Origin of the sequence: Bacillus sp. PS108, from assembly GCF_037963335.1 — a bacterium.
GTDB lineage: Bacteria > Bacillota > Bacilli > Bacillales > Bacillaceae > Bacillus > Bacillus subtilis.
The window spans coordinates 3,663,796-3,686,907 of record NZ_CP150155.1; the positions used below are offsets into that span (position 1 = coordinate 3,663,796).

General features: G+C 44.6%; 29 protein-coding genes and 1 pseudogene. 8 read left to right on the top strand and 22 right to left on the bottom strand.

All coding sequences use genetic code 11. From position 1 onward, the window contains the following. Positions 1-14 precede the first annotated feature (14 nt). The 4 genes from pucI to NSQ16_RS19025 form a co-directional block, all read right to left on the bottom strand. Positions 15-1,487 (bottom strand): allantoin permease, encoded by a 1,473-nt coding sequence (gene pucI, locus NSQ16_RS19010; RefSeq protein WP_003243156.1) that lies wholly within the window; start codon positions 1,485-1,487, stop codon positions 15-17. Positions 1,488-1,665: 178 nt separating this feature from the next. Further along, the gene (locus NSQ16_RS19015; protein ID WP_230488682.1) at positions 1,666-3,024 is read right to left on the bottom strand and encodes an MFS transporter; all 1,359 of its coding nucleotides are present in this window, start codon (positions 3,022-3,024) and stop codon (positions 1,666-1,668) included. Beyond that, on the bottom strand, positions 3,024-3,593 hold the full coding sequence (locus tag NSQ16_RS19020) for a hydrolase (RefSeq protein ID WP_015251033.1): 570 nt from the start codon (positions 3,591-3,593) through the stop codon (positions 3,024-3,026). Before NSQ16_RS19020 ends, NSQ16_RS19015 begins: the two co-directional genes overlap by 1 nt. 183 nt (positions 3,594-3,776) lie before the next feature. Next, entirely contained in the window at positions 3,777-4,241 is a 465-nt protein-coding gene (locus NSQ16_RS19025) for a hypothetical protein (protein WP_080475152.1), read from the bottom strand. A 281-nt stretch (positions 4,242-4,522) separates the two neighbouring features. Between NSQ16_RS19025 and amtB the strand changes: the two genes are divergently transcribed. The 3 genes from amtB to bcrC all read left to right on the top strand — a co-directional run bounded on the left by amtB (position 4,523) and on the right by bcrC (position 6,862). Then, a complete protein-coding gene (amtB, locus tag NSQ16_RS19030; RefSeq protein WP_015714853.1) occupies positions 4,523-5,737 on the top strand; it encodes an ammonium transporter AmtB in 1,215 nt (404 codons plus the stop codon). Positions 5,738-5,748: 11 nt separating this feature from the next. Further along, on the top strand, positions 5,749-6,099 hold the full coding sequence (locus NSQ16_RS19035; protein WP_003221829.1) for a P-II family nitrogen regulator: 351 nt from the start codon (positions 5,749-5,751) through the stop codon (positions 6,097-6,099). A 181-nt stretch (positions 6,100-6,280) separates the two neighbouring features. Beyond that, the gene (gene bcrC, locus NSQ16_RS19040) at positions 6,281-6,862 is read left to right on the top strand and encodes an undecaprenyl-diphosphate phosphatase BcrC (protein WP_024573494.1); all 582 of its coding nucleotides are present in this window, start codon (positions 6,281-6,283) and stop codon (positions 6,860-6,862) included. Positions 6,863-6,902: 40 nt separating this feature from the next. Here the strand turns inward: bcrC and NSQ16_RS19045 are convergent, their stop codons facing one another. Together NSQ16_RS19045 and spoIIQ are read right to left on the bottom strand one after the other, a co-directional pair. Then, complete coding sequence (locus NSQ16_RS19045) at positions 6,903-7,325, bottom strand: VanZ family protein (protein ID WP_339232396.1); 423 nt, start codon at positions 7,323-7,325, stop codon at positions 6,903-6,905. A 111-nt stretch (positions 7,326-7,436) separates the two neighbouring features. Beyond that, positions 7,437-8,309: a stage II sporulation protein spoIIQ gene (gene spoIIQ, locus NSQ16_RS19050; protein WP_014481160.1), complete on the bottom strand. Its 873-nt coding sequence runs from the start codon at positions 8,307-8,309 to the stop codon at positions 7,437-7,439. A 140-nt stretch (positions 8,310-8,449) separates the two neighbouring features. On the opposite strand from spoIIQ, the gene NSQ16_RS19055 reads away from it, so the two are divergent. The 3 genes from NSQ16_RS19055 to NSQ16_RS19065 all read left to right on the top strand — a co-directional run bounded on the left by NSQ16_RS19055 (position 8,450) and on the right by NSQ16_RS19065 (position 9,746). Continuing rightward, a complete protein-coding gene (locus NSQ16_RS19055) occupies positions 8,450-8,941 on the top strand; it encodes a GNAT family N-acetyltransferase (protein WP_072173812.1) in 492 nt (163 codons plus the stop codon). After that, complete coding sequence (locus NSQ16_RS19060) at positions 8,938-9,456, top strand: DUF5362 family protein (protein WP_015714857.1); 519 nt, start codon at positions 8,938-8,940, stop codon at positions 9,454-9,456. Before NSQ16_RS19055 ends, NSQ16_RS19060 begins: the two co-directional genes overlap by 4 nt. A gap of 158 nt (positions 9,457-9,614) precedes the next feature. Beyond that, positions 9,615-9,746 carry a hypothetical protein gene (locus NSQ16_RS19065; protein ID WP_003227748.1) on the top strand — a complete coding sequence of 44 codons (132 nt, stop codon included), beginning with the start codon at positions 9,615-9,617 and terminating at the stop codon, positions 9,744-9,746. On the opposite strand, the gene NSQ16_RS19070 is transcribed toward NSQ16_RS19065, so the two are convergent. Further along, positions 9,743-10,177: a DUF5392 family protein gene (locus tag NSQ16_RS19070; protein ID WP_003244359.1), complete on the bottom strand. Its 435-nt coding sequence runs from the start codon at positions 10,175-10,177 to the stop codon at positions 9,743-9,745. The genes NSQ16_RS19065 and NSQ16_RS19070 overlap by 4 nt on opposite strands. A 242-nt stretch (positions 10,178-10,419) precedes the next feature. Here NSQ16_RS19070 and cls point away from each other — a divergent pair, with 242 nt between their 5' ends. After that, complete coding sequence (gene cls, locus NSQ16_RS19075) at positions 10,420-11,868, top strand: cardiolipin synthase (RefSeq protein WP_015714858.1); 1,449 nt, start codon at positions 10,420-10,422, stop codon at positions 11,866-11,868. 20 nt (positions 11,869-11,888) lie between these two features. Here cls and mta read toward each other — a convergent pair whose 3' ends face one another. Continuing rightward, positions 11,889-12,662 (bottom strand): transcriptional activator Mta, encoded by a 774-nt coding sequence (gene mta / locus NSQ16_RS19080; protein ID WP_015483809.1) that lies wholly within the window; start codon positions 12,660-12,662, stop codon positions 11,889-11,891. 142 nt (positions 12,663-12,804) lie between these two features. Between mta and NSQ16_RS19085 the strand changes: the two genes are divergently transcribed. Next, positions 12,805-13,188 (top strand): DUF5362 family protein, encoded by a 384-nt coding sequence (locus tag NSQ16_RS19085; protein ID WP_033884918.1) that lies wholly within the window; start codon positions 12,805-12,807, stop codon positions 13,186-13,188. 34 nt (positions 13,189-13,222) lie between these two features. Here NSQ16_RS19085 and NSQ16_RS19090 read toward each other — a convergent pair whose 3' ends face one another. The 14 genes and pseudogenes from NSQ16_RS19090 to NSQ16_RS19155 all read right to left on the bottom strand — a co-directional run bounded on the left by NSQ16_RS19090 (position 13,223) and on the right by NSQ16_RS19155 (position 23,079). Continuing rightward, positions 13,223-13,864, bottom strand: coding sequence for an NAD(P)-dependent oxidoreductase (locus tag NSQ16_RS19090; protein WP_029726052.1), 642 nt, complete (start codon positions 13,862-13,864; stop codon positions 13,223-13,225). 67 nt (positions 13,865-13,931) lie between these two features. After that, complete coding sequence (locus NSQ16_RS19095; protein WP_003227734.1) at positions 13,932-14,333, bottom strand: Rrf2 family transcriptional regulator; 402 nt, start codon at positions 14,331-14,333, stop codon at positions 13,932-13,934. A 134-nt stretch (positions 14,334-14,467) separates the two neighbouring features. Further along, positions 14,468-16,177, bottom strand: a complete 1,710-nt coding sequence (ureC, locus tag NSQ16_RS19100) for an urease subunit alpha (protein WP_003243090.1) — start codon at positions 16,175-16,177, stop codon at positions 14,468-14,470. Beyond that, on the bottom strand, positions 16,174-16,548 hold the full coding sequence (gene ureB, locus NSQ16_RS19105) for an urease subunit beta (RefSeq protein WP_015251023.1): 375 nt from the start codon (positions 16,546-16,548) through the stop codon (positions 16,174-16,176). Before ureB ends, ureC begins: the two co-directional genes overlap by 4 nt. Continuing rightward, positions 16,545-16,862 (bottom strand): urease subunit gamma, encoded by a 318-nt coding sequence (gene ureA, locus NSQ16_RS19110; protein WP_003227724.1) that lies wholly within the window; start codon positions 16,860-16,862, stop codon positions 16,545-16,547. The genes ureB and ureA overlap by 4 nt, the downstream gene beginning before the upstream one ends. A gap of 194 nt (positions 16,863-17,056) precedes the next feature. Then, positions 17,057-17,215: a hypothetical protein gene (locus NSQ16_RS19115; RefSeq protein WP_142395482.1), complete on the bottom strand. Its 159-nt coding sequence runs from the start codon at positions 17,213-17,215 to the stop codon at positions 17,057-17,059. 270 nt (positions 17,216-17,485) lie between these two features. Continuing rightward, a pseudogene (locus tag NSQ16_RS19120) lies at positions 17,486-17,654 on the bottom strand (urea ABC transporter substrate-binding protein); the annotation flags it as partial. Positions 17,655-17,865: 211 nt separating this feature from the next. Continuing rightward, positions 17,866-18,054 carry a stress response protein CsbD gene (gene csbD / locus NSQ16_RS19125; protein ID WP_003227718.1) on the bottom strand — a complete coding sequence of 63 codons (189 nt, stop codon included), beginning with the start codon at positions 18,052-18,054 and terminating at the stop codon, positions 17,866-17,868. 72 nt (positions 18,055-18,126) lie between these two features. Beyond that, positions 18,127-18,606, bottom strand: coding sequence for a hypothetical protein (locus tag NSQ16_RS19130; protein ID WP_003244390.1), 480 nt, complete (start codon positions 18,604-18,606; stop codon positions 18,127-18,129). Positions 18,607-18,761: 155 nt separating this feature from the next. Further along, a complete protein-coding gene (gene rapB, locus NSQ16_RS19135; RefSeq protein WP_003227715.1) occupies positions 18,762-19,895 on the bottom strand; it encodes a response regulator aspartate phosphatase RapB in 1,134 nt (377 codons plus the stop codon). A gap of 191 nt (positions 19,896-20,086) precedes the next feature. Then, the gene (gene moaA / locus NSQ16_RS19140; protein WP_003243488.1) at positions 20,087-21,112 is read right to left on the bottom strand and encodes a GTP 3',8-cyclase MoaA; all 1,026 of its coding nucleotides are present in this window, start codon (positions 21,110-21,112) and stop codon (positions 20,087-20,089) included. Between the two features lie 15 nt (positions 21,113-21,127). Further along, positions 21,128-21,916 (bottom strand): formate dehydrogenase accessory sulfurtransferase FdhD, encoded by a 789-nt coding sequence (fdhD, locus tag NSQ16_RS19145; protein WP_153257081.1) that lies wholly within the window; start codon positions 21,914-21,916, stop codon positions 21,128-21,130. A 232-nt stretch (positions 21,917-22,148) separates the two neighbouring features. Next, complete coding sequence (locus NSQ16_RS19150) at positions 22,149-22,310, bottom strand: hypothetical protein (RefSeq protein WP_003227706.1); 162 nt, start codon at positions 22,308-22,310, stop codon at positions 22,149-22,151. A gap of 94 nt (positions 22,311-22,404) precedes the next feature. Beyond that, entirely contained in the window at positions 22,405-23,079 is a 675-nt protein-coding gene (locus NSQ16_RS19155; RefSeq protein ID WP_003243553.1) for a VWA domain-containing protein, read from the bottom strand. Positions 23,080-23,112 lie beyond the last annotated feature (33 nt).

The window sequence follows — 23,112 nt, forward strand, 5'->3', positions numbered from 1 at the left end:
CGTCTAAATAGATCTTATTCAGCCTGGCGGACCTGCGCATGTTCAACTGTTTCAATTGCCAATGATGCAGGCGGGTGAACACGCATCAGAACAATGTAGAAAAGAAAGGAAATCAGCACACCTACAAACCAAGAAATATCGTATAAGCTCTTCAATACAGGAACATACATGCCAATCAGCGAAATCAGCGCTCCTAACATTGTGGCTGCAAACGCACGGTAATTGTAGCCCTTCCAATACACATACCGTCCTGTTTCGGAATACAGGTCATCTACCGAGAGCTCACGTTTGCGAATGATAAAATAGTCGGCCATCATCACGCCTGCCACCGGTCCAAGCATGCCGCCTATTAATCCAAGAAACGCATACACGCTTGTCGCGCTCTCCATCAGCTTCCATGGAACCGTAAATAAAGCGAGCAACGCTGTGATAAAGCTGCCACGTTTGAAATTGATATATTTCGGCAGGGCATTCGCTATATCATAAGCGGGCGATACGATGTTCGCCGCAACATTTACAGAGATCGTGGCGATGCAGAGCGTGATCACGGACAAGACGATGACATAAGGGTTATCAAACCGCGCCAAAATATCGACAACATCCCAAATCGGCTCTCCGAACGCGACCTGCGAGCCGGAGGTCACCGTAATACTAGCGAATGCGAACAGCGCAAATGTTCCCGGCAAACCGTAAAATTGTCCTTTGATTTGCTCTTTTTGTGTTTCAGCAAACCGTGTAAAATCAGGTATATTTAAGATCAATGTCGCCCAGATGCCGATGATGCCAGTAACTCCGGCAGCAAACGGCCAGAATGTTTCTGAAAACGTATGAAACTTTCCTGGTTGAGAGTATATCGGGCCCAATCCTCCGGCAATATCAACGGCCCACCATACCATGCCGCCAAATACCAGATACACTAAAGGCCCTGCCCACACCTCAAAACGTTTAATCGACTCCATGCCGTGATGCAATACGAGTAAATGAATGGCCCAAAAGAATACAAAGGAAAGCAAACCGGACAAGTGAATGCCGAGAATGTTCCACTCGCCGCCAATTTCTCCCCAGCCTGGCCACATATTCAAAAGCAAAATGTTCAGTGCCGTGCTGCCCGCAAAGGTCTGGATGCCAAGCCACATGATAGCTGTAAACGCCCTTAGAAGCGCGGGGATATTCGCGCCGTATATCCCGTAAGAAGCCCGAATGATCACGGGAAACGGCAGCCCGTATTTTGTCCCCGCATGGCCGTTTAAGGCAAGAGCGCCAAATAGGATAAGTGATGCCGTAATAATGATCGCCAGCACCTGCCAAGGCGAAAGGCCGATCGCAATTAATCCCCCCACCGTCGCGTAGGTCGGTATGTTATGTATACATCCCATCCAAATGGAGGCAAAGTTCATTGCTTTCCACGTCCGTTTTTCCTGTCCCAAAGGCACCAGATCTTCATTGCTCAGCCTGTTGGATTGCTGCTGACTCTCTTTTAATTTCATAGCCGGCTCCCCTTTCCATATTGTCTATATGTCATCACGTTATGTTTTTTGACATCAGATGTCACTTAATATAACTGAAGAGTCAGACAATAACACTGGCTATGATATACAATTTTCCCATTTGTATTTGAACAGCTTAAACAAGAAAAAGAGACAGACCTCAGAGCCCGTCTCTTTCTTAAGATGCAGTTTTCATTAATGCAGCAAATCTCACAGCCATTAACAGGCTCGCTCCGCCCGCTATGGTCATAATGATTCCCATCATATCAAAATGGGCTGCCGTGATTTCTTTACCAAAAAGAATGCCAAGGATCACCGAAGACAAAATCGATCCTAGGTAACGGCAGGTTTGAAACAGGCCTGAAGTCGTTCCTACCATGTTGGAAGGACTCGTTTTCAGCATCGCTGCCTGAAGCGCGACATTGCCCAGTCCGTAGCCTATACCCAGGAGCGACAGAATGAGCCCTTTACCGATGGTCTGGACATTGATAAAAAAGATGGTTAAGAGCACGGCTCCAGCCGTCATCAAAAGCGCTCCCGCAAAGATCGGCTTGACGACACCAGATCGGTCGATCCATTTGCCAGTTAGAGGTGACACAACGATGCTCATTCCAGACATAAACAGCATAAACAGGCCGCTCGTTTGAACAGAAAGATGCATTTCATCCTGAAAGTAACTTGGCAGACCAAAAAATAAACAATAGAAGAAAACATTCAATAAAATAAACTGAACATACACGGCTGACAGGTTTCGCTGTGTTTTAAACAGACGGACATCAATAAACGGCTTATCCGTTTTCAGCTCGCGCCAGACAAACGCACAGAGCAGAAGCAAGCCAAGCACACCTTCAACCGCATGCGGCGACGTGCTGAACGACAGCAAAAAGGATAGAAGGAAAATGATTCCCCCGGCAAATAAAACAATTCCAAGAATGTCGAGCTGCTGAATAATGGTTTTGATTCCCGCCCCTTTTTTCTGATCTTTCGGGAACATATACAGGCCCAATAAGAAGCTGGGGATTATAAACGGCAAATTAACGATAAAGATCGCCGGCCAGCCTCCCCATACAATCAAAAACCCGCCGACTGTCGGCCCCAGCGCCGTCATGGCGGACGCAAAAATAGAGAGTACAGCCAAGGCTGAAGCTTGGCGCTCATGAATATGATTCCGAATCAAGCCGACACCTGACGGATAAATCGCACTGCTCCCCACCGATTGAAACAGCCGCATGACCAATAATGTCATAAACGTCGGCGCAAACGGCGCCCCGATGGCAGAAACCGCAACAAGAATAAGCCCGAATAAAAACAAGCGTTTCCGCCCAATCAAATCACCGAGCTTCCCCGTTACGGGCTGTGCCACGGCACTCGCCAAGTAAAACGAGGAAATCAGCCAGGAAACCGTTGTAAACGAGAGGTGAAACTCATGCTGGATGCTATGGAGCGCAAGAGAGATCATAGACGAGTTCAGCGGATTCAGCATTGTTCCCGAAGCCACCGCTGTTAAAAAAACAGCCCGGCTTTTTTTCGATAACATCATTTCACTTGTTCCAGAAACTCTTCCGTTGTCCGCGATTTACCGATTCTCGGGAAAATAAAGCGCAGTGTGGCTTCATGCTCTTCATCGCTAAATGTGGACATGGCATCTGTAATAAAAATCTGCTGATAGCCAAGCTGAAATGCCTCCCGTGCTGTGCTTTCCACCCCGATATTCGTTGCGATGCCGCACAATACAATCGTATCAATGCCGCGGCGTCTGAGCTGCAAGTCTAAATCTGTGCCAAAAAAAGCACCCCATTGCCGTTTTGTCACAGTATAATCGCCATCCTGCACACCGATTTCCGGAACAAATTCGGCCCAGTCCGCCGGCATTTTCCCTGAACCTCCCTGCGCAGGCTCATCCGTTTGCGGCTTCAGGGCGTCCGCTCCATCATGAAAGGCTACATTTACAAAGCTGATGAACCCGTTATGTTTCCGAAATTCATCTACGAGCTTTTTCGCGTTCGGGACAACCTGGCCGCTTTGATCAATCGGCACAATCCCCTTTTGTAAATCAATGATAACCAATGCTGTTTTCTGAAAATCAATGTTGAGTGTATTCATCATACGTCTCCTCCTGATACTGTTAGTGTTTCTCACATTGCATATTTTACTCTTCACACTGCCTAAGTTCTTTTATGATGCTTGTGAAATTCTCAGAAGGAACGTTGTCTCATGATTTTTCTTTTATGTAGTAGTAACAGGTTGTGCATACGAACAAACCGGCAAGCACTGTAATCATAAGGGGCGTCATCGCTTCATCACCTGCCTGCTGTCTATCGGTTCCTGCCTGAAAATGCCTGTGAATTTGCGGCGGTCCATCCAAAGCAGGATGAGACACATAACCATTAATATCGTGCTAAGATCCTGCACGCCAATATCAAAACAATAGTTAATCAAGACGATGTTCACAATAATGGGCATAAAAATAACCGCCCCTAATGCAGCCGTTCGCGGAATTACTAATAAAACAGCTGCCAGGATTTCACCAAAACCTATAAACAGTTCATAGATATGAGAATAACCGAAAAATGTCCACGCGATCGTAAACCCCTTCCCGGCAGCCGCCTCGATTTCAGGCGTCACCTCGCCAAACTGGCCAATTACCACTTTCGCCAGACCGTACACGAAAAAATTAAAGGCTAAAAACAATCGGAACGTCGCGGGAATCGACTTGCGTACCGCTTTCCTCAGTCTGCCGCCTTTCTTCATCATACATCCCCCTCGGTGTATTATTTGATATAGTACAATTAATACAGTATATAGTATTCTAATTAATGTAAATTCCCTTTTCAGCTCATATGAATAGCTTCTTTTATAGATACAAAGTCTTATATCGTAAAAAATGTCGTTCTCCTTTCTTTCCGTCCCTCGATAACATTTCTTAAAAACCATGTTAGGAAATCTTACATGAAAATGTTTTATCATTCTTTTTTCTCTATAATGAAGAAATATAATAATTGCTTTTTATTCTGAAAGATACGGAGGAATGAGACATGCAAATGGGCGATACAGTTTTTATGTTCTTTTGCGCTTTACTCGTGTGGCTGATGACCCCGGGATTAGCGTTATTTTATGGAGGAATGGTAAAGAGCAAAAATGTGCTGAGCACTGCCATGCACAGTTTCTCTTCCATTGCCATCGTTTCCATCGTTTGGGTGCTGTTCGGATATACACTTGCCTTCGCACCAGGCAATTCAATCATCGGCGGGCTGGAGTGGGCCGGCCTCAAAGGGGTCGGATTTGATCCGGGAGATTACAGCGATACCATCCCCCACTCGTTATTTATGATGTTCCAAATGACGTTTGCCGTTCTGACTACAGCGATTATTTCCGGGGCCTTCGCAGAGCGGATGCGATTCGGCGCTTTTCTTTTATTCTCGGTTTTATGGGCCTCTTTGGTTTACACACCCGTAGCGCACTGGGTATGGGGCGGCGGCTGGATCGGCCAGCTTGGAGCGCTCGATTTTGCTGGCGGCAATGTTGTTCATATTTCCTCCGGTGTGGCAGGACTTGTTCTTGCCATTGTGCTCGGCAAACGGAAAGACGGTACAGCGTCTTCTCCGCATAACCTCATTTACACCTTCTTAGGAGGAGCTTTGATTTGGTTCGGCTGGTTCGGCTTTAACGTCGGCAGCGCTTTGACTTTAGATGGTGTAGCCATGTACGCGTTCATCAACACAAACACCGCGGCTGCAGCCGGGATCGCCGGCTGGATCTTAGTAGAATGGATCATTAACAAAAAACCGACAATGCTCGGAGCGGTATCTGGCGCAATCGCCGGGCTTGTCGCCATTACGCCGGCTGCCGGATTTGTCACACCGTTCGCTTCCATTATTATCGGCATCATCGGCGGAGCTGTTTGTTTCTGGGGAGTATTCTCGCTTAAAAAGAAATTCGGATACGACGACGCGCTTGACGCCTTTGGCCTGCACGGGATCGGCGGCACATGGGGCGGAATCGCAACAGGATTATTCGCAACAACCTCTGTTAACTCAGCGGGCGCAGATGGGTTATTTTACGGTGATGCAAGCTTAATCTGGAAACAAATCGTCGCCATCGCCGCCACTTATGTTTTTGTATTTATTGTCACTTTCGTTATTATTAAATTGGTAAGCCTCTTCCTTCCCCTTCGCGCAACTGAAGAAGAAGAGTCACTTGGGCTTGACTTAACGATGCACGGGGAAAAAGCATATCAAGATTCTATGTGAGGAGTGACGCTATGAGCGGTCAAATGTTCAAGGTAGAAATTGTAACGCGTCCGGCAAATTTTGAAAAGCTGAAGCAGGAACTCGGAAAAATCGGAGTGACCTCTCTGACTTTCTCCAATGTACACGGCTGCGGCCTTCAAAAAGCACATACGGAGCTCTATCGAGGGGTAAAAATAGAAAGCAATGTATACGAGCGTTTAAAAATAGAAATTGTGGTCAGCAAGGTTCCTGTTGATCAAGTGACTGAGACCGCTAAAAGGGTGCTGAAAACGGGATCACCGGGTGACGGTAAAATATTTGTCTATGAAATCAGCAATACGATCAACATCCGCACAGGCGAAGAAGGACCTGAAGCACTTTAATATCGGTACGAGATTCGGACACTCCGGATCTCTTTTTTTGTGCACAGAATCCCCCCCAGAAACCGCGATTCCTCTTCGAATTCTCTTCAAGCGCCGTTATTTCAGACAATCTCTATTTTTATTTGAAACTTTTCATGAGTAAGATTAGTCTACTAAATATAAAAATGTAAAAGGTGATTATTTGAACTACGAAATTTTTAAAGCAATCCATGGACTATCTCATCACAATTCAGTTCTCGATTCCATTATGGTCTTCATCACGGAATATGCCATTGTCGCCTATGCCCTTATCCTATTGGCAATCTGGCTGTTTGGGAACACACAAAGCAGAAAACATGTGCTATACGCAGGCATCACAGGAATTGCAGGCCTTGTGATCAACTATTTGATTACGCTTGTTTATTTCGAACCGCGCCCGTTCGTTGCGCATACAGTGCATACACTGATTCCGCATGCTGCGGATGCTTCATTTCCAAGTGACCACACGACAGGTGCATTAGCGATTTCTATTGCGATGCTTTTCAGAAACCGCAAAATCGGCTGGCCGCTTGTCATTTTTGGGCTTTTGACAGGCTTTTCGAGAATTTGGGTGGGACATCACTATCCGGTAGATGTATTGGGCAGCCTCGTTGTCGCCATCATTATCGGGTTCCTTTTCTTTAGATTTTCAGATCTGCTTCGCCCGTTCGTCGATTTGGTCGTGAGGATTTATGAAACCATTATCAATAAACTGACGAAAAAACCAACCGATCAAAATTTCTAAGAAAGACAAAAGCCGGCGTCTTTAACCAAGACAGCCGGCTTTAATATTTCTCATACATCTCTTGTTTTCTTCGCTTCGCCAACACATATAAACCATAAAACAATCCAATACCAACAGCATCGATAAGCACATCCCGGATACAACCGTTCCTGCTGAAGAAGAGCTGAAGAACTTCTGTAAAAAAAGCAAACGCAAATGAGCCGGCTGAAGCTGATCTTATGCTGCCCCGCTGTTTCCACAGCAAATATGTCAGCACAAAGAAGGAAAACGCATGTCCGATTTTTTGAATAAACGCTTCAGGTATAGCAAGCTCTGTAAAATCCATGTCTAAAAAACGAGACATATCAGGGTGCGGCTGAAAATGAAAAGCCACCGTTTGTGACACGACCATGCCGCTGAAGCTTTCCGTACAGACAGAGAGCAGAATAAACAGGGTCCATCCCGCAAGCAATAGACGATTCACAGCATAACCTCCTTTATAGCAAACGTGCCTATGTGTAACTACATAGACGATGACATTATGCAAAAAGTAACAGAAAAAAAACGTCCATCACAAGGATAGACGCTGTCTTCATTAAGACTGCTCAGTGTCTTCTGTTGTGCTGCTTTCTTTAGAACCAGATTTGTCAGTCGAATCATCCTTTTTCTCACCGGATTTTTCTTCTGTTCCTTTTTCAGTTGATCCGTCCTTTTTCTCGGAAGATTGCTGAATGGATTCTTCTGTTTCTTGGGTGGCAGCTTTTTCTTCAGCAGCTGCTGCTTTTTCAATAGAAGAAACTGGTTTGTCCATAAAGTTTAACGGATTCATTGCGACCCCATCTTTACGGATTTCAAAGTGCACGTGGTTTCCGCTGTCTTCACTGTAAAGGTTCTTGCCAGATTTTCCGATCACTTGATTTTGTTTTACTTTGTCACCTTGCTCAACGCTTACTTCGGAAAGAGATTGATACACAGTCGATAAACCGTCGGCATGTTCTACTTCCACAACATATCCCAGCACTGGATCTTTTTCAGCTTTAACAACCGTACCGCTCAGAGAAGCAGAGACATCGAAATCTTTTCCGTCTTTCTCAGCTAAGTCAATTCCTTTGCTTAGGCTGTACGTGTTATTATAGGTAACGAGTGCTGCTTCTTTCTCTTCTTTTGCGGCATCGGTTTCATAGAACTTTTTCACAACAGAAACGTTTTCAGAATCAACAACCGGCATTGCGACATTTTCCATTGACTTTCCTACTTCAACTGCATCGTCGTTGTTGTCATATGCGGAGTTTCCGCCGTTATCAGCCAACTGATCCTTTACCTCATCATTTGATACTGATTGATACCAAAGGACAGCTGTTAAAATGACGGCCGCACTGACTAAGTAAATTGCAGGGAACACCCAGCGTTTACGAAAAAACTGCTGAAGTTTTTTGACTTGAGAAGTTTTCTTTTCTTCCTCTCTCATTGTTTCATCACCTCAGCAACATTCTGAACACTTTTCTGAAAATATATACAACCTATCCAAAAAAACTTTTTTAGATGTAGTTTGCACAGACTGAACGAAAATATGTATTTTTTTGAGAGGAGTGCCAAAAACGTATGAACATGACATTGCGCCTTGCTGAAAATAAAGATCTGGAGGCTGTTGTTGCGATTTATAATTCAACGATTGCTTCTCGAATGGTAACAGCCGATACCGAACCGGTAACTCCTGAAGACCGGATGGAATGGTTTTCGGGACATACAGAGGCACGTCCGCTCTATGTGGCCGAGGATGAAAACGGAAACGTCGCTGCCTGGATCAGCTTTGAAACATTTTATGGAAGGCCAGCCTATAATAAAACAGCGGAAGTCAGCATATACATTGACGAAGCATGCCGCGGCAAAGGTGTTGGATCATATTTGCTTCAAGAAGCGCTCCGCATTGCCCCGAATCTTGGCATCCGCTCACTTATGGCCTTCATTTTCGGGCATAATAAACCAAGCCTGAAGCTGTTTGAAAAGCACGGGTTTGCAGAATGGGGACTATTCCCCGGCATCGCCGAAATGGACGGGAAAAGATACGATTTAAAAATTTTAGGGAGAGAGCTTTCATGATTAGTCTGGATAAAGATGAAAACGAAATTGAAAATCATAATGAAGAAAATAGCCTTGTTAAACAGGAGACTGCACCTGTTGAGCAGGAGACCCGCCAGCTGAGTGCCTCTGCTGTCAAGTCGCTATCCGACATTGCCAAGTGGGGCAAAATTTCTGGCATCTTGTTAATCATTATGGGATCGCTTGTCACTCTTTCTGTTTTGATGACAGTGATTGGCGCCATTCCGGGCGTACTGCTCATTATTTCAGGCGTATTTTTGATGCGCTCAGCAAAAGCAGCCGCGGAAGCCGAAGGAAATCTAACCGGCAGCGCTGGCGAAAGCATGCTTGAAAATTACGGGACATTTATAAAAATGCAGCTGTTTTATGCAGCATCCAGTATCGTTACTGTCCTGATCGGGATCATTGTAGCCATTTTCGTGCTGGTGGTAATCGGCATTGCTGCTTTTGAGAACACGCCTTCGTATGATGATCCGGATTCTTATTATTATGAGGATGATCCGGTGTTTGAATAATGATGAGACAGGACAGGGCATGAGTTCCATATAAACGGAACCATGCCTATTTTATTTGACTATTCAAAGCAGGCCGGCGTAAACACCAAATCCTGAAGCAAGCATACAATAGACATCTCTAGTAGAGGAAATCAACAAAGCAACGCTGTTACCCAGAAATGAATATCAAAAAAACGGATGAAGTCGGAATCAATCCGAAACCGCACTTTTTATTTCGGGTGTCTGCATGCAAAAAAACACACCCGGATCGTCTGGAAAATCTCAACAATCCGGGTGCAGATCTTCTTTAATACATTTTTTTGCGTCTGTCTTCCTCAGTCAAAAATTCAACAAAACTCCGCATCGCAAAAGGCTCTTCCTTTATTTGTCGTGCGTAGGAGCTTTTCCGCTCTTCTGAAAGGATTTCGCTCTTTTTGATCCTGTTCAGCATATAGATGTGAACCGTTTTTTGGATTTGTTTATGCTGATAGCCTGCCTCTTTAAAAAATGCGAGCCCGAGCGCCGCCAAAAGGGCGAATATGCCTGCGCTGATCAGGGACTCCCTGTCAGCTGAAGCATGAAATAGAAAAGCAGCTAAATTAAAGAGAGAGAATGCAGCAAGCGGAATAGCAAGAAAACGGTAAATGACGGTTTTTTTCATGAAAGGCTGTACGGCCTTTTGAATTTTTTGCATTTCTGTTTTGATGAACCCCGGCATTTGTTCGACTCTGTAAAAGTTCATGTAATCCTCCCCCTTTATTTGGTGTTTCAAGCTTCACGAACGTTATCATATGTGTTTATTTTAACGCAGGTGCAAGCTGGTTTTAAAGAAATCTGCCCGTATTTTTCACGAAGAATCTGGATCGCCGCTCTTTATTCTTTTAAAATGTGAGTGTTATAATTTGTAATGGGAATCAGATCACTGTTATTCATGGAATACTAATGGCAATCTTCTTGATAAATATGAATGAGCGGGGTTACAAAGTGAGTATTTCTTCCATCCTTTTATCACTTTTTTTCATTTTAAATATTCTTTTGGCCATCATTGTCATCTTCAAAGAACGGCGCGATGCCAGTGCATCTTGGGCGTGGCTGCTTGTTCTTTTCTTTATTCCCGTTTTAGGCTTTATTTTATACTTATTATTCGGCCATAATCTCAGACGCAAGCATTTGTTTCAATGGGAAGACCGGAAAAAGATTGGAATTGAAAGGCTGCTGAAGCATCAGCTTGAAGATTTAGAAACCAAGCAATTTCAGTTTAACAACCGGGCAACCTTTGATAACAAAGATTTAATTTATATGCTGATTATGAATAACCATGCTGTGTTTACAGAGGATAATTCAGTTGAAGTCATTACAGATGGACGGGATAAATTTCAGCGGCTGCTGAGTGACATTTCAAAGGCTAAGGATCATATCCATTTACAGTATTATATTTATAAAGGCGATGAATTAGGCAAAAAATTGCGGGACGCTCTCATCCAAAAGGCGAAGGAAGGTGTTCAGGTCAGAGTGCTTTATGATGAACTCGGGTCCAGAACGCTGAGAAAAAAGTTTTTTAAAGAGCTTCGCGAGGCTGGCGGGCATGTGGAGGTCTTTTTCCCGTCAAAGCTCAGGCCGATTAACCTGCGGCTGAATTACCGAAACCATCGAAAGCTTGTGATCATAGACGGAATGACCGGTTATGTCGGAGGCTTTAACGTCGGAGATGAGTATCTAGGGCTTAATCCGAAATTCGGTTATTGGCGGGATACGCATATCCGGCTGCAAGGAACGGCCGTGCACGCCATCCAAACACGGTTCATCCTTGACTGGAACCAAGCTTCTCATCACCATACGCTGACATATATTCCAAATCACTTTCCTGATTACGGCCCAAAAGGCAACGTCGGGATGCAGATTGTCACAAGCGGCCCTGATTCGGAATGGGAACAAATTAAAAATGGCTACATCAAAATGATTTCGAACGCCAAGCGTTCCATTTTGATACAAACACCTTATTTTATCCCAGATGCAAGCCTGCTGGATGCTTTAAGGATCGCTTGCCTTTCGGGCATTGACGTTAACATTATGATTCCGAACAAGCCCGATCACGCCTTTGTATACTGGGCGACACTTTCGTATATCGGCGATCTGCTGAAAGCCGGAGCCACTGTCTATATTTACGATAACGGCTTTATTCACGCGAAAACCATCGTGGTGGATGACGAAATCGCTTCAGTCGGCACAGCGAACATTGATGTCCGAAGCTTCAGGCTGAATTTTGAGGTTAATGCATTTATTTACGATATCACCATTGCTAAAAAACTGGTTTCAACTTTTAAAGAAGATTTGCTAGTATCCAGAAAATTCACCTATGAGGAGTATCTGCAGCGCCCGTTGTGGATTCGAATAAAAGAATCCGTCTCCCGGCTGTTGTCGCCGATCTTATAAGATGCGAAAACCCCCAGCCTTTACGGCCGGGGGTTTTCCTGATGGTCACAGTAAATGATGATCGCCTCCCGCAAAAAAGCGGCAAGACCTTCTCCATATTGATTGATTGAATCGGTAAATCGCTCGTCAGTGATATACACTTCCCCGAGTCCTCTGAAAATGTCGAGTGTGCAATCGTAATGATATTGGCAAATATGATCGCGAAATGCCCCCACTGCGGCCTGAACCTCTGCATCATCGGGCCCATGCTTCATTCGCGCCGCAATTCGTCTGTAAATCGAATCAAATTCAGCCATGATTGTGCGCCAATCATCTGCCGAGTATGCAGATGTCCTTTTCTCTGTTTCTTCTGCGATTTCCTTACCATACAGCTTTCTGACTTCATCAGCGTATGTCTGCTGATGCTCTTCAATGTCTTTCATGCTTAATCCGGCAAATAAATCCCTCTTATTCATCGTTTCCCCTCCATCAACGGACAAAAGCGTCCTGTCAATTGTTTGAATCATCTCATCCATTCTTTGTTTTTTCTTCATCAATATCTCCTTTTGCGACTGAAGTGCCGCTTTCCGGTCAAAATTCGGATGATCCAGCATCTCTTTAATCTCATCCAGACGAAACCCGATTTCCTTGAAAAATAAAATCTGCTGCAGTCTTTCCAGGTCTGCGTCACTGTACAAACGATACCCAGCATCAGTAAGCGCTGAAGGATTCAGAAGCTCAATATTGTCATAGTGATGAAGCGTCCGAATGCTAACACCTGATATCTCCGCCACTTGTTTAACTTGATATTTCATACATAACACCTCCTCTTTTTTATCGTAAACAATCACGCAACGTTAGGGTCAATCCCCAAAATGTTATTTTCTATACAAAACTTCTCACAAATAGTGTATAAAAGAAAAGTGAGTATTTTTTTGTAAAGGGGAGCCAGTATACATGAATCCTGAAACAATGAACAAAACCCTCATCAGCATTTCGAAATGGGGAAAAGCTACAGGCATTTTATTTATTATTATGGGCGCAATCACCGCGCTTTCAGGCGCGTTCATTTTTCTAATCGGTGCCGTGCCAGGCGTACTGCAAATTATTTCCGGTATCTTTTTGATGAGGTCAGCTAGGGAAGCAGGCCAAATGGCTGAACACAATAGCGGACAGTCTGGAGACTTAATGCTGGAGAATTACGCGAAATTCGTAAAGATGCAAGGGATTTATTTGATCGTAAGCATTGCTGTATCCATTCTTGCGATTATCGCCTTCTTCATCTTTTTAATGCTTGGGATTGCTGACGGCCTTTTCAGCGATACGTACAGCACTTATTAATGAGAAAAACCCGGAGCTGGCTCCGGGTTTTTTATTATTCCGCTTCGCTTACCACTGTGAAGCGTTCATTTTTGTGTTCGGGATGTTCAAGCTCGTCCAGTACAGCAATGGCATAATCTGCATAGCTGATATAGCTGTCGCCTTTTGCATTTACGATGACATTGTCTTTTCCTTTTTGGTAAGACCCAGTCCGTTTTCCTGCCGGATCAAAAAATGCCGCAGGACTGAGGAACGTCCAGGAAATGGAGTCTGTCTGCTGCAAATCTTTCAGGTTCTCGCCTTGATTTGATGCAGTTGGCAAATATTCTTTCGGAAATTCCGGCGTATCCATTAAACGGGTTGTTTTGGCTTCATCAACAAACAGGCTTCCCGCTCCGCCAACAACAAGCAATCTTGTGTGCTTCGCGTCCTTTAAGATGTTGATGAGTGCTCTTCCTGCTTCAACATGAAGATGTTCTTGGCCGGGTGCTGCTCCAAAAGCGTTTACGACTGCGTCGAAAGGCTTGATGTCTTCCGCAGTCAGTTCAAACACATCTTTTTCCAAAACCGCTACGTCCTGCCCCTGCACTTTTGAAGCGTTTCTGACGATGGCTGTCACTTCATGGCCTCTTGTTTTCGCTTCTTTCAAAATCTCGTTTCCCGCTTTCCCGCTTGCGCCTATAATACCAATTTTCATTTTTCATTTCCTCCTTATTTGTAACAATTTCAGTTACATGTTAGCGGTGAGAAGTCATCCCTTTTGATTAAAAGAGATGATTCATAACATCTTTTAATGACTTGCTCGCCAGTTCATTTTCCATCGCTCTTTGCACACTTTCAAACGTTTCATCCAGAGCGTTCTGAATTTTTTTCCCTACCGGACATTTCGGATTCGGGTTTTCATGAACCGCAAAGAGTTCTTCTTGCTTTTGGACAGCCCGGTACACTTCTAAAAGAGAAATATCAGCAGGATCTTTTTTGAGGCTTGCACCCGGCACCCCGGCGCGTGATGTGAGAATATCAGCTTTTTTCAGCAGGCTGATCATTCTTCGCACGACTACTGGATTCGTGTTGACACTGTCAGCAATGATTTCTGAAGATGTTTTTTCATCCATCGAGATGAGGGATAAAATATGAATGGCAACAGCAAGACGGCTGTTAATCATGTTTTTTCACCACCGTTGTAACTATAATAGTTACATTTGATTCGTTTGTCAACATCTAATATACACTAAATACACGGGTTTTGTGCACCGTTTTTAGTCAATAGAACGGCCGGATGCACTCCGGCCGCTTCTTATCAGAATAAGAAATATCTTTGTCCAAGGGGGACATAATCGACAGGCTGGCAAGACAATTCCTCCCCGTCAGCAAAGACCTGATAGGTTTTTGGATCAATCTCAATCTTCGGCAAAGCCGAATTCAGCTTCATATCCAGCTTGCTCAGCTTTCTGATATTTTTGACTGGAGAAATCCTTTTTTCCAGCCCTAAGCTTTCCGCCACACCACGCTCTATGCTTGCCTGAGACATAAATGTAATCGAGGTTGAGCGGTTGGCTTTTCCGTAAGACGCATACATTTGGCGCATGAAAACCGGTTCAGGAGTCGGGATGGACGCGTTCGGATCTCCCATTTGCGCACGTGCAATCATGCCGCCCTTTAAGACCAGTTCCGGTTTTACGCCGAAAAATACCGGGTCCCACAGAACGAGATCAGCAAGCTTCCCTTTTTCCACCGAGCCGACTTCATGGCTGAGCCCGTGCGTAATTGCCGGATTAATCGTGTATTTGGCAATGTACCGTTTTGCGCGCACATTGTCATTACCGTTTTCACCGGCAAGAGCGCCGCGTTGTTTTTTCATTTTATCGGCTACCTGCCATGTTCGGATGATCACTTCACCGACCCGCCCCATCGCTTGGGAATCCGATGATGTCATGCTGATCGCACCGATATCATGGAGAATATCCTCCGCGGCAATTGTCGCAGCCCTGATTCTGGAATGGCTGAACGCCACATCTTCAGGCACTTTCGCATCTAAATGGTGGCAGACCATCATCATGTCAAGATGCTCATCCATCGTATTAACGGTATAAGGAATGGTTGGCGTTGTAGATGACGGCAGAATGTTCGCGTAAGAGGCGAGCTTCATAATATCCGGAGCGTGGCCGCCGCCTGCTCCTTCAATGTGATAAGTATGAATGACCCGGTCCCCGATCGCGTCGAGCGTGTTTTCCAAAAAGCCCGCTTCGTTAATCGTATCGGTATGGATGGCAACTTGAATATCAGCCTCGTCCACGACTTCCATACACGTTTTAATGGCGCTTGGCGTCGTGCCCCAGTCTTCATGAAGCTTAAGGCCGATGGCGCCTGCTTCCACCTGCTCGATCAGCGGCGCTTTATCGGATGCATTCCCTTTTCCTAAGAAGCCGACATTGATCGGAAACTCCTCGGCCGCTTCCAGCATCCTCGCCATATACCACGCCCCGGACGTACATGTTGTCGCTTTGCTTCCTGTAGCGGGTCCTGTTCCGCCTCCCAAAAGGGTCGTCACACCTGAAGAAAGCGCAACTTCCATCTGCTGAGGACAAATAAAATGAATGTGCGTGTCCACTCCCCCGGCTGTTAAAATTTTGCCTTCACCGGAAATCACCTCTGTCCCCGCTCCGATGACCATGTGCGGATCGACTCCATCCATGATATCAGGATTTCCGCTTTTTCCGACACCGACAATCCGGCCGTCTTTCACACCGACATCCGCTTTGACAATGCCTGTGTAATCCAATAGCACGACGTTGGTGATAACCAAATCCAAAGCGCCATCCTTCCCTGTGATTCTGCCGTTTTGGCCCATGCCGTCGCGGATTGTTTTTCCGCCGCCAAAGATCATTTCTTCACCATATACTGTGAAATCCTTTTCGACTTCGATCCATAAATCCGTGTCGCCCAATCTGATTTTATCGCCCGTTGTCGGGCCAAACAGTTCCGCATATTCCTCCCGTGACATTTTCATCGGATTACACCCTCCATCCAGCCGGCTTGTTTTAAGTTGGCCAACGTTTTTTCTTTGCCGCGTTCATCGATAAACGTGTCGGCCATTCCGTTCAGCCCTTTAATTGTCTTGCGTCCTCTGATTTCCACTAGTGAGACCGTTTTCTGCTCTCCCGGCTCAAAACGGACCGACGTGCCTGATGGAACATCAAGACGCATGCCGATCGCCAGCTCACGGTCAAATAATAAAGCCCCGTTGGCCTCCGCAAAATGAAAATGCGAACCGACTTGAATGGAGCGTGATCCGGTGTTTTTTACCGTTACCTCCCGTATCTCACGGCCTTCATTAATCGTAATGGTTCCCTCAGCAATTTGAAATGCTCCCGGCTTCATGACTTCACCTCCGCAGAAATTGGCTGATGTACCGTAACAAGCTTTACTCCATCCGGAAATGTGGCCTCCACCTGAATGCTGTCAAGCATCTCAGGCACTCCTTCCATCACATCTTTTTCCGTTAATACATGGCGGCCGGCTTCCATCAGCTCTGCTACTCCCTTCCCATCACGTGCGCCTTCCATAATAAAGCAGGTGATATAAGCAGCAGCCTCAGGATAGTTCAGCAGAACGCCCCGCGCCTTTCGCTGTTTGGCTAATTCCCCCGCTGCAAAAATGAGCAATTTCTCTTGTTCAACCGGTGTCAGTTTCATCTGTAGTCCTCCTTCTTTTGTCATATAAAGCAGATGCGGCTACTACGAATTTGCGGAACAGTCAGGCGGGACATCACCTCCCTTTCTTCGAGAATGGGGGTCATACGGTAAGATGCCTTTCAAAGCGGCATGCCGTTTCTTCATCAGCCTTGCCATGGTCAACAACCGTTCCCCTGTCGATCACAGAAAGATAGTCAGCACAGATTAACGCGTTTTCCAGACTGCGCTCGACTAAGATAACAAATGTCTTTTTTTTTGGAAATTTCTATAATAACTTGTCTGACTAGTTCGACAATTAAAATCTGAATTCCTTCCAATTGTTTATTAAGTAAAATATTTTTCAGATTTACCATCAGCGCTCTGACGATTGCAAGCTGTTGCTGTTGACGCCTTTTCGTTTTGAACAAACGTTTGATTAAAACAAATAGCCCCCTCTGTTTAGCCGGAGTCGGCCTAATACAGCGACAATCTGCCCCGGGCGAAGCTAAGGCTGTGCAAAACCATCGATTGATCATAACCAGACGTTACATTCCTGATGGCAGCCCGTTGTTTTGCTCCGCAACCGGAAGCATGGCATGCAGGCCAGTCTGAGGCGCCGCCCTCCACGATACCGAGAACCCGACTATTGCCATTAACTCCGCATCATGGACGGTCACTTCGCTGATCGCCACCGTTCCTCTTAACGAGTGAAGAATTCCGGCCTTCACTGAATCCCCGCTTGTGTCGATATCAACTGTTTTTTCGCACTCCCGTGGCTTCCGACACTTTCTTCGGTGCAGTACATTCCGTCATCAAAACCCCTTTGTTTGATTTCTCAAATGATGTAATAAAAGTTTACAACTTATGTCATTATTATATAGAAGAGGTCTATTAATTCAAAGAATATTTAAAAAATTTAGTTACCTTGACCAAATCAGCTTCTTTTTTTGTTATATTTATTTACATCAGAAAAATCGAACAAAAAAAGACAAGAAACATTTCGTTTCCTGCCTCTTCCGTACGATTAATCTTTATCTGAAAATTTATCCTTGGCTTTCCCGATATCCTTTTGGATTTCGCCTTTCGCCTTATCTTTTTTGCCTTCAGCCTGCATGTCCGTTCTGTCAGCCATATCTCCGACTTTATCCTTCACTTCTCCTTTGGCTTTATTAAAGCCGCCCTTCATTTTGTCTTTTACACTATCGTTACCCATGTTAATTCTCCCCTCTCAATTATGTGTGTACTTGTTATCTTCCCGATCTGAGAGACAATAAACATTCTAATGTTATTTATCGATTTCGTAGCGCTCTCCGTAACGGAGCACCTTGTATATTGCCAGCCCGTCTGATGACTTTTTCTCCGAATACCGGACCGGCAGCAGGGCAAAAAACACATAATACGTAGAAAAATAGACAAACTGATAGAAAAACACATTCGGCTTTAATACACTGTGTATAATCAGCAGATTGATTGCAAAAATCGTGATGAGGTTAAACAAGCAGCCCCCTGCATACACGAGTGCATTTGAGAATCGATTGTCAATTTTCAACTCCCCGTACCGGCAAAAAGAATCGATAAAATAAATCGTTCTGAACCGTATGGGTCCAATTTTAAGCAGCGTTTTTCCCATGCCTATATCCAACGATCCTTTTCCGCCAAAAATAAAAGCCATAAAACTGTGCCCAGAAACATGTATAATCTGTACAAGCGGCAGAACAATGAGGAAAGACCACAGAAACTTCACCATATCATTAAAACCAAACATTGAATTCCCCCTCACATGCATATCTGCATCCCAAAACGGCTTTTGTTCAAAAAACAGTGCTGTAGCGATTTTTCCTGTTCTCCCCGGAAATAAACGTTCCGATGCTCCCCTTTTTTTGCATAAAAAAAAACCATCTGCCAGCAGATGGTTTTGTCTCATACTTCATATAAACAATCGTTCCTTTGAATCATCTCTCTCATGCTGACCGCTTTTTCATAAAAATACACCGCTTCTTTATATTGTTCGCGATGACTGAAATAAGAGGCAGCATCTAAAGCAAATTCTTCAATATATACATACAGGCCCTTTTCTTCCATATAATCAAATACTTCTTGAATCATATTCAAATTGACAGATTCCACATATAATGCCTGCAGAAATTTATATTTTGCCAGACTGAAGAAGTCGTTTCGTTTTTGGGCAATGGCAATCCCTTTTTCATAGTACCGTATCGCGGCTTCGCTATCTTGTTTTTTGAAAAGAACGCGAGTCAGGCTGAAGAGCGCTTTTGGAAGCTGTTCCAGCTGATAATCCTCGAAGACAGGAAGCGCTTTTTCAAAGTATTCGGCGGCCTGATCCAGCTCCCCCTTGTCATCATAGCAATTACCAATATTATAAAGGGCTGATCCGATCAAACGGGGCTGTCCTTCCAATAAAGCAAGGCGATACGCGTCATCTAAATGTTCAAGCGCTTTTTCATAATTTCTGTAGTCAATGTAGTTTCCTGATATGACGAAATGGCATTGAATTCTTCTGACTCTGTAAAAATCGTGAGCCTTATACGTCTCCAGCGCCTGTACGGCATGGTTCATGGAAAAGTGCGTCTGCTTCATAATATAAAAGACTTCCGCCACTTTAAAATGAAATTCCGCTCTTTCAATTTCATCTTCTACAAACGCAAGCATCTTCTCAGCTTTCCGATAAAAGGATATAGCCGAGATGTAATTGTTCTGTTCAAATTCGTACATTCCTCTAAACAAGTGAAAATAATACTCAGATAATCCGGAGATGCTGTCCTGATTGCTTTCCAGCGTTTTGATCAATTCACGATATTGAAGCTGAGATTCCTCGTGCAGGTCAGGCTTTACATAATCCAGCATAATTTGGTGCCGGTAGCTGATCAGCTGATAATACAGGAGAAGCAGCTGATCCTCTTCCATCTGTTCGATATCTAGATCAATTTCTTCTTTCAGTTTTACGGCATCAGCCACTTGAAATGCTAAAATGTGCTTATACCACTTATTGATTTTCACTCCTACTTGAGATGACGGGATCTCGTACGCGGCCATGCCCCTCCAACCCTTTCTATTTTCTAATTGGTTATATTTTATCATAATGTATGGCTTTGGAATTAAATTTTCTTACAATGATTCCTTCTTTATGCCTATCCTTATATATTTCGGTTTTTCTACGTATTTTTTGCACTCGGATTCTAATAAAAAAGCTTACCGGACAGTGCCGATAAGCTTTTGACTTCAAATTAACCGCCAATATAAGACATTTCCACTTTCTTTTTGCCAGATGCTTTTGATAGCGTACGATCGACTGAATACTGATCGATCCGATTTTTCCATACTGTCCCGATCATTTCTGATAGTTCGTCATCACTTAATTCCTGGCGAACCGGAGCTCTGAGGTCAAATCCGCTTGAAGCGAATAAGCAGGTAAACAGCTCTCCTCTCGCAGAAAGACGGGCTCTGTTGCAAGATCCGCAGAATGCATCAGATACAGATGATATGACGCCAATTTCTCCGGAGCCGTCCAAGTAGCGGAATCTGGAAGCCACTTCGCCTATATAATTAGGCGCTATCGGCTCAACCGGCATGTGTTTATTGATCAAATCTATGATTTCCGCCTTTGTCATGACGTCTTTCTTTTCCCATTGGTTGGTGTTGCCTACGTCCATAAATTCAATGAATCTCAGGATATGCCCTTTTTCTTTAAAATAACGGGCCATAGGCAGTATATCTTTTTCATTGACGCCCTTTTGAACGACCATATTGATTTTAACACCGAGCCCCGCTTGCTTCGCCGCTTCAATGCCTTCCAGCACCTTGCTGACAGAAACACCGCGCCCGTTTATCTTCTTAAAACGCTCGTCTTCTAAAGAATCAAGGCTGATCGTAACCCTTTTCAGCCCAGCCTCCTTGAGCCTCTTAGCATAAACAGGCAGCAGTGATCCGTTTGTCGTCATCGCGATGTCACGAATACCCGGTATGCGGGCCAGTTTTTTGATTAATTCCGGCATATCCTTTCTCATGAGGGGCTCTCCGCCGGTCAAGCGGATTTTTTCAACGCCAAATCTTGTGACAAACAATGTCGCAAGCCGTTCCAGCTCCTCAAATGAAAGCAGCTCCTCTTTCTTTAAAAAAGGATAATCCGGGCCGAATAATTCGGCGGGCATACAGTACGTGCATCGGAAGTTGCAGCGGTCTGTAACAGAAATGCGAAGGTCTCTCAGCGGTCTGTTTCTTTTATCCAACATCTGACGCGACTCTGTAATCATAGCTACAGCCCCTTCCTACTCCCTGATTCTCTCAGGGTGTGTATATACATTAAATGATCCGTTTCTGACAAATCCAATCGCTGTGATATTCAATTCTTCAGCCATTTGAATCGCAAGCTCCGTCGGGGCCGATTTGGAAATGACAATCGACACGCCGATTTTGGCCGCTTTTAACAGGACCTCTGATGAGATTCTGCCGCTGAACACAATCAGTTTGTCGCGTACGGACATCCCGTTTAGAAGGCAGTGTCCGTATAGTTTATCAAGTGCGTTGTGCCGACCGATATCTGTGCGCATCAACAGAAGCTTCTCTGTGTCGCAAAGCGCCGCATTATGGACGCCTCCCGTATCCTGAAACGTCCCGCTCCCTTGCTGCATGTCTTTCATAAGCGCCAGACATGTCTCAGGCGATATCTTGATTTGGCTGACAGCCGTCTTGGCTGTTTTGACATCCTGCTGAAAATAAAAATGACGGCCCTTTCCGCAGCATGAGCCGATCACCCGTTTCGTATAATCCTTTTGATCCAATGTCTCAGGGTGAACGAGGTCGACATATACAAAACCGAGACTTTCATCTATTGTAAACCTTTTAATTTCTTTTTGAAATCGTATAACACCCTCTGATGCGAGAAATCCGATGACAAGCTCTTCGATATGCTCAGGCGTACAAACGAGCGTCACAAATTCACTGCCATTCAGTATCACTGTCAAAGGGAATTCCGTCACCATCCGGTCCTCTACTTTGCTTATTTCCCCTTGTTCATAGCGCCATACATCCCTGACCGCAGTTACTTTATCGTTCAATGTCTCTTCCCCTCCGCAATGTTCCTGCCTTTATATTTTTTCACACTCCTCGGATTTTGTCGAATTCTGAGACACAAAAAGAGCCCTCTATATAAAGGGCTTTCACAGGATGTGATGACGGCGGTGTTTAGGCAGGACGCCTAAGCATTTAGCCGCCGTTCCTTTTACCAATGTGCATTGACAACGAACGCGGGGTTTGTTGACACGCTGAGACACCTCTGTATAAAGGACTCTATGTTTGATTATGCTGATTCTTTTTCAGAACTGTAAACAGCACAATAGCTGCGATCAAGGTGAGAATGCTGACAAAAAAGAAGGCTGCCAGTTTTAGAAGAACACCAAGCAATATGAATGCAACGGTGGCTATAAGAAAAATCATTCCGAATAATTTCATATGTTCAACCCCTTTTTAGGGTATCATTCCCGCCCAAATTGTTTTTAAACCAATAAAATAAGGCGCCTTGGGGAGCGCCTGATCTTTAGGTTCCTTACTCAGTAAATTTTTGTGCTTCTTTTTCCCAAGCCTGTTCGAACTCATCCGCACTGTTCGCTGAAATATATTCTCCGCCGCCAGCGACAGCTGCTTGTTTCATCTCTTCATTACCCTTGACATCAAAGTTGAAGCCAATGATGTTTACAATCGTATCCACATTTGATGCACGGAGCTTTTCGATTTCTGCCGCAGGGTCTCCGCCGCACGTTTCTTCACCGTCAGTGATTAAATACACCACGTTTTTCCCGTCTGCGTCAAATGCTTCAAATTCTTTTCTTGTGTCTGCAAGTGCTTTGGCAATCGGTGTCCATCCAGTCGGCTTGAGCTCACTCAATGAATTGTCAAACAGGGATCCTTCATATGGATGAAGGCCGTAAATAGTTTCCGTCGTACTGCACGAAAGGGCTTTACCGGACAGTTTATTATTCCCTGCATGCCCGAAAACGCGAAGCATAAGATTTGTATCCTTCGGAAGAAGTTCGGCAAAAGATTTTACTGATTTTTTGGCAATGTCTATTTTGCGCTCTCCTCCTGTTTTTTGAACCATACTTCCGCTTCCGTCAAACAAAACAGCTACATTTGTATCAGCCTGTTTCTCAGCGGCAAAAGACGGGGAGGCAATGGAAACAGTCAACAATCCAATGATACCGGCAGCCAGCAATTTTTTCATATGATTACTTCCTTTCTTTTTCATATTTTCCAA

Coding starts and splice junctions, on each gene's coding strand:
- pucI (WP_003243156.1), bottom strand. CDS start 1,487: ATGAAATTAAAAGAGAGTCAGCAGCAATCCAACAGGCTGAGCAATGAA.
- NSQ16_RS19015 (WP_230488682.1), bottom strand. CDS start 3,024: ATGTTATCGAAAAAAAGCCGGGCTGTTTTTTTAACAGCGGTGGCTTCG.
- NSQ16_RS19020 (WP_015251033.1), bottom strand. CDS start 3,593: ATGATGAATACACTCAACATTGATTTTCAGAAAACAGCATTGGTTATC.
- NSQ16_RS19025 (WP_080475152.1), bottom strand. CDS start 4,241: ATGATGAAGAAAGGCGGCAGACTGAGGAAAGCGGTACGCAAGTCGATT.
- amtB (WP_015714853.1), top strand. CDS start 4,523: ATGCAAATGGGCGATACAGTTTTTATGTTCTTTTGCGCTTTACTCGTG.
- NSQ16_RS19035 (WP_003221829.1), top strand. CDS start 5,749: ATGAGCGGTCAAATGTTCAAGGTAGAAATTGTAACGCGTCCGGCAAAT.
- spoIIQ (WP_014481160.1), bottom strand. CDS start 8,309: ATGAGAGAGGAAGAAAAGAAAACTTCTCAAGTCAAAAAACTTCAGCAG.
- NSQ16_RS19055 (WP_072173812.1), top strand. CDS start 8,450: ATGACATTGCGCCTTGCTGAAAATAAAGATCTGGAGGCTGTTGTTGCG.
- NSQ16_RS19060 (WP_015714857.1), top strand. CDS start 8,938: ATGATTAGTCTGGATAAAGATGAAAACGAAATTGAAAATCATAATGAA.
- NSQ16_RS19065 (WP_003227748.1), top strand. CDS start 9,615: ATGAATATCAAAAAAACGGATGAAGTCGGAATCAATCCGAAACCGCAC.
- NSQ16_RS19070 (WP_003244359.1), bottom strand. CDS start 10,177: ATGAACTTTTACAGAGTCGAACAAATGCCGGGGTTCATCAAAACAGAA.
- mta (WP_015483809.1), bottom strand. CDS start 12,662: ATGAAATATCAAGTTAAACAAGTGGCGGAGATATCAGGTGTTAGCATT.
- NSQ16_RS19085 (WP_033884918.1), top strand. CDS start 12,805: ATGAATCCTGAAACAATGAACAAAACCCTCATCAGCATTTCGAAATGG.
- NSQ16_RS19090 (WP_029726052.1), bottom strand. CDS start 13,864: ATGAAAATTGGTATTATAGGCGCAAGCGGGAAAGCGGGAAACGAGATT.
- NSQ16_RS19095 (WP_003227734.1), bottom strand. CDS start 14,333: ATGATTAACAGCCGTCTTGCTGTTGCCATTCATATTTTATCCCTCATC.
- ureC (WP_003243090.1), bottom strand. CDS start 16,177: ATGAAAATGTCACGGGAGGAATATGCGGAACTGTTTGGCCCGACAACG.
- ureB (WP_015251023.1), bottom strand. CDS start 16,548: ATGAAGCCGGGAGCATTTCAAATTGCTGAGGGAACCATTACGATTAAT.
- ureA (WP_003227724.1), bottom strand. CDS start 16,862: ATGAAACTGACACCGGTTGAACAAGAGAAATTGCTCATTTTTGCAGCG.
- NSQ16_RS19115 (WP_142395482.1), bottom strand. CDS start 17,215: ATGGTAAATCTGAAAAATATTTTACTTAATAAACAATTGGAAGGAATT.
- csbD (WP_003227718.1), bottom strand. CDS start 18,054: ATGGGTAACGATAGTGTAAAAGACAAAATGAAGGGCGGCTTTAATAAA.
- NSQ16_RS19130 (WP_003244390.1), bottom strand. CDS start 18,606: ATGTTTGGTTTTAATGATATGGTGAAGTTTCTGTGGTCTTTCCTCATT.
- rapB (WP_003227715.1), bottom strand. CDS start 19,895: ATGGCCGCGTACGAGATCCCGTCATCTCAAGTAGGAGTGAAAATCAAT.
- moaA (WP_003243488.1), bottom strand. CDS start 21,112: ATGATTACAGAGTCGCGTCAGATGTTGGATAAAAGAAACAGACCGCTG.
- NSQ16_RS19150 (WP_003227706.1), bottom strand. CDS start 22,310: ATGAAATTATTCGGAATGATTTTTCTTATAGCCACCGTTGCATTCATA.
- NSQ16_RS19155 (WP_003243553.1), bottom strand. CDS start 23,079: ATGAAAAAATTGCTGGCTGCCGGTATCATTGGATTGTTGACTGTTTCC.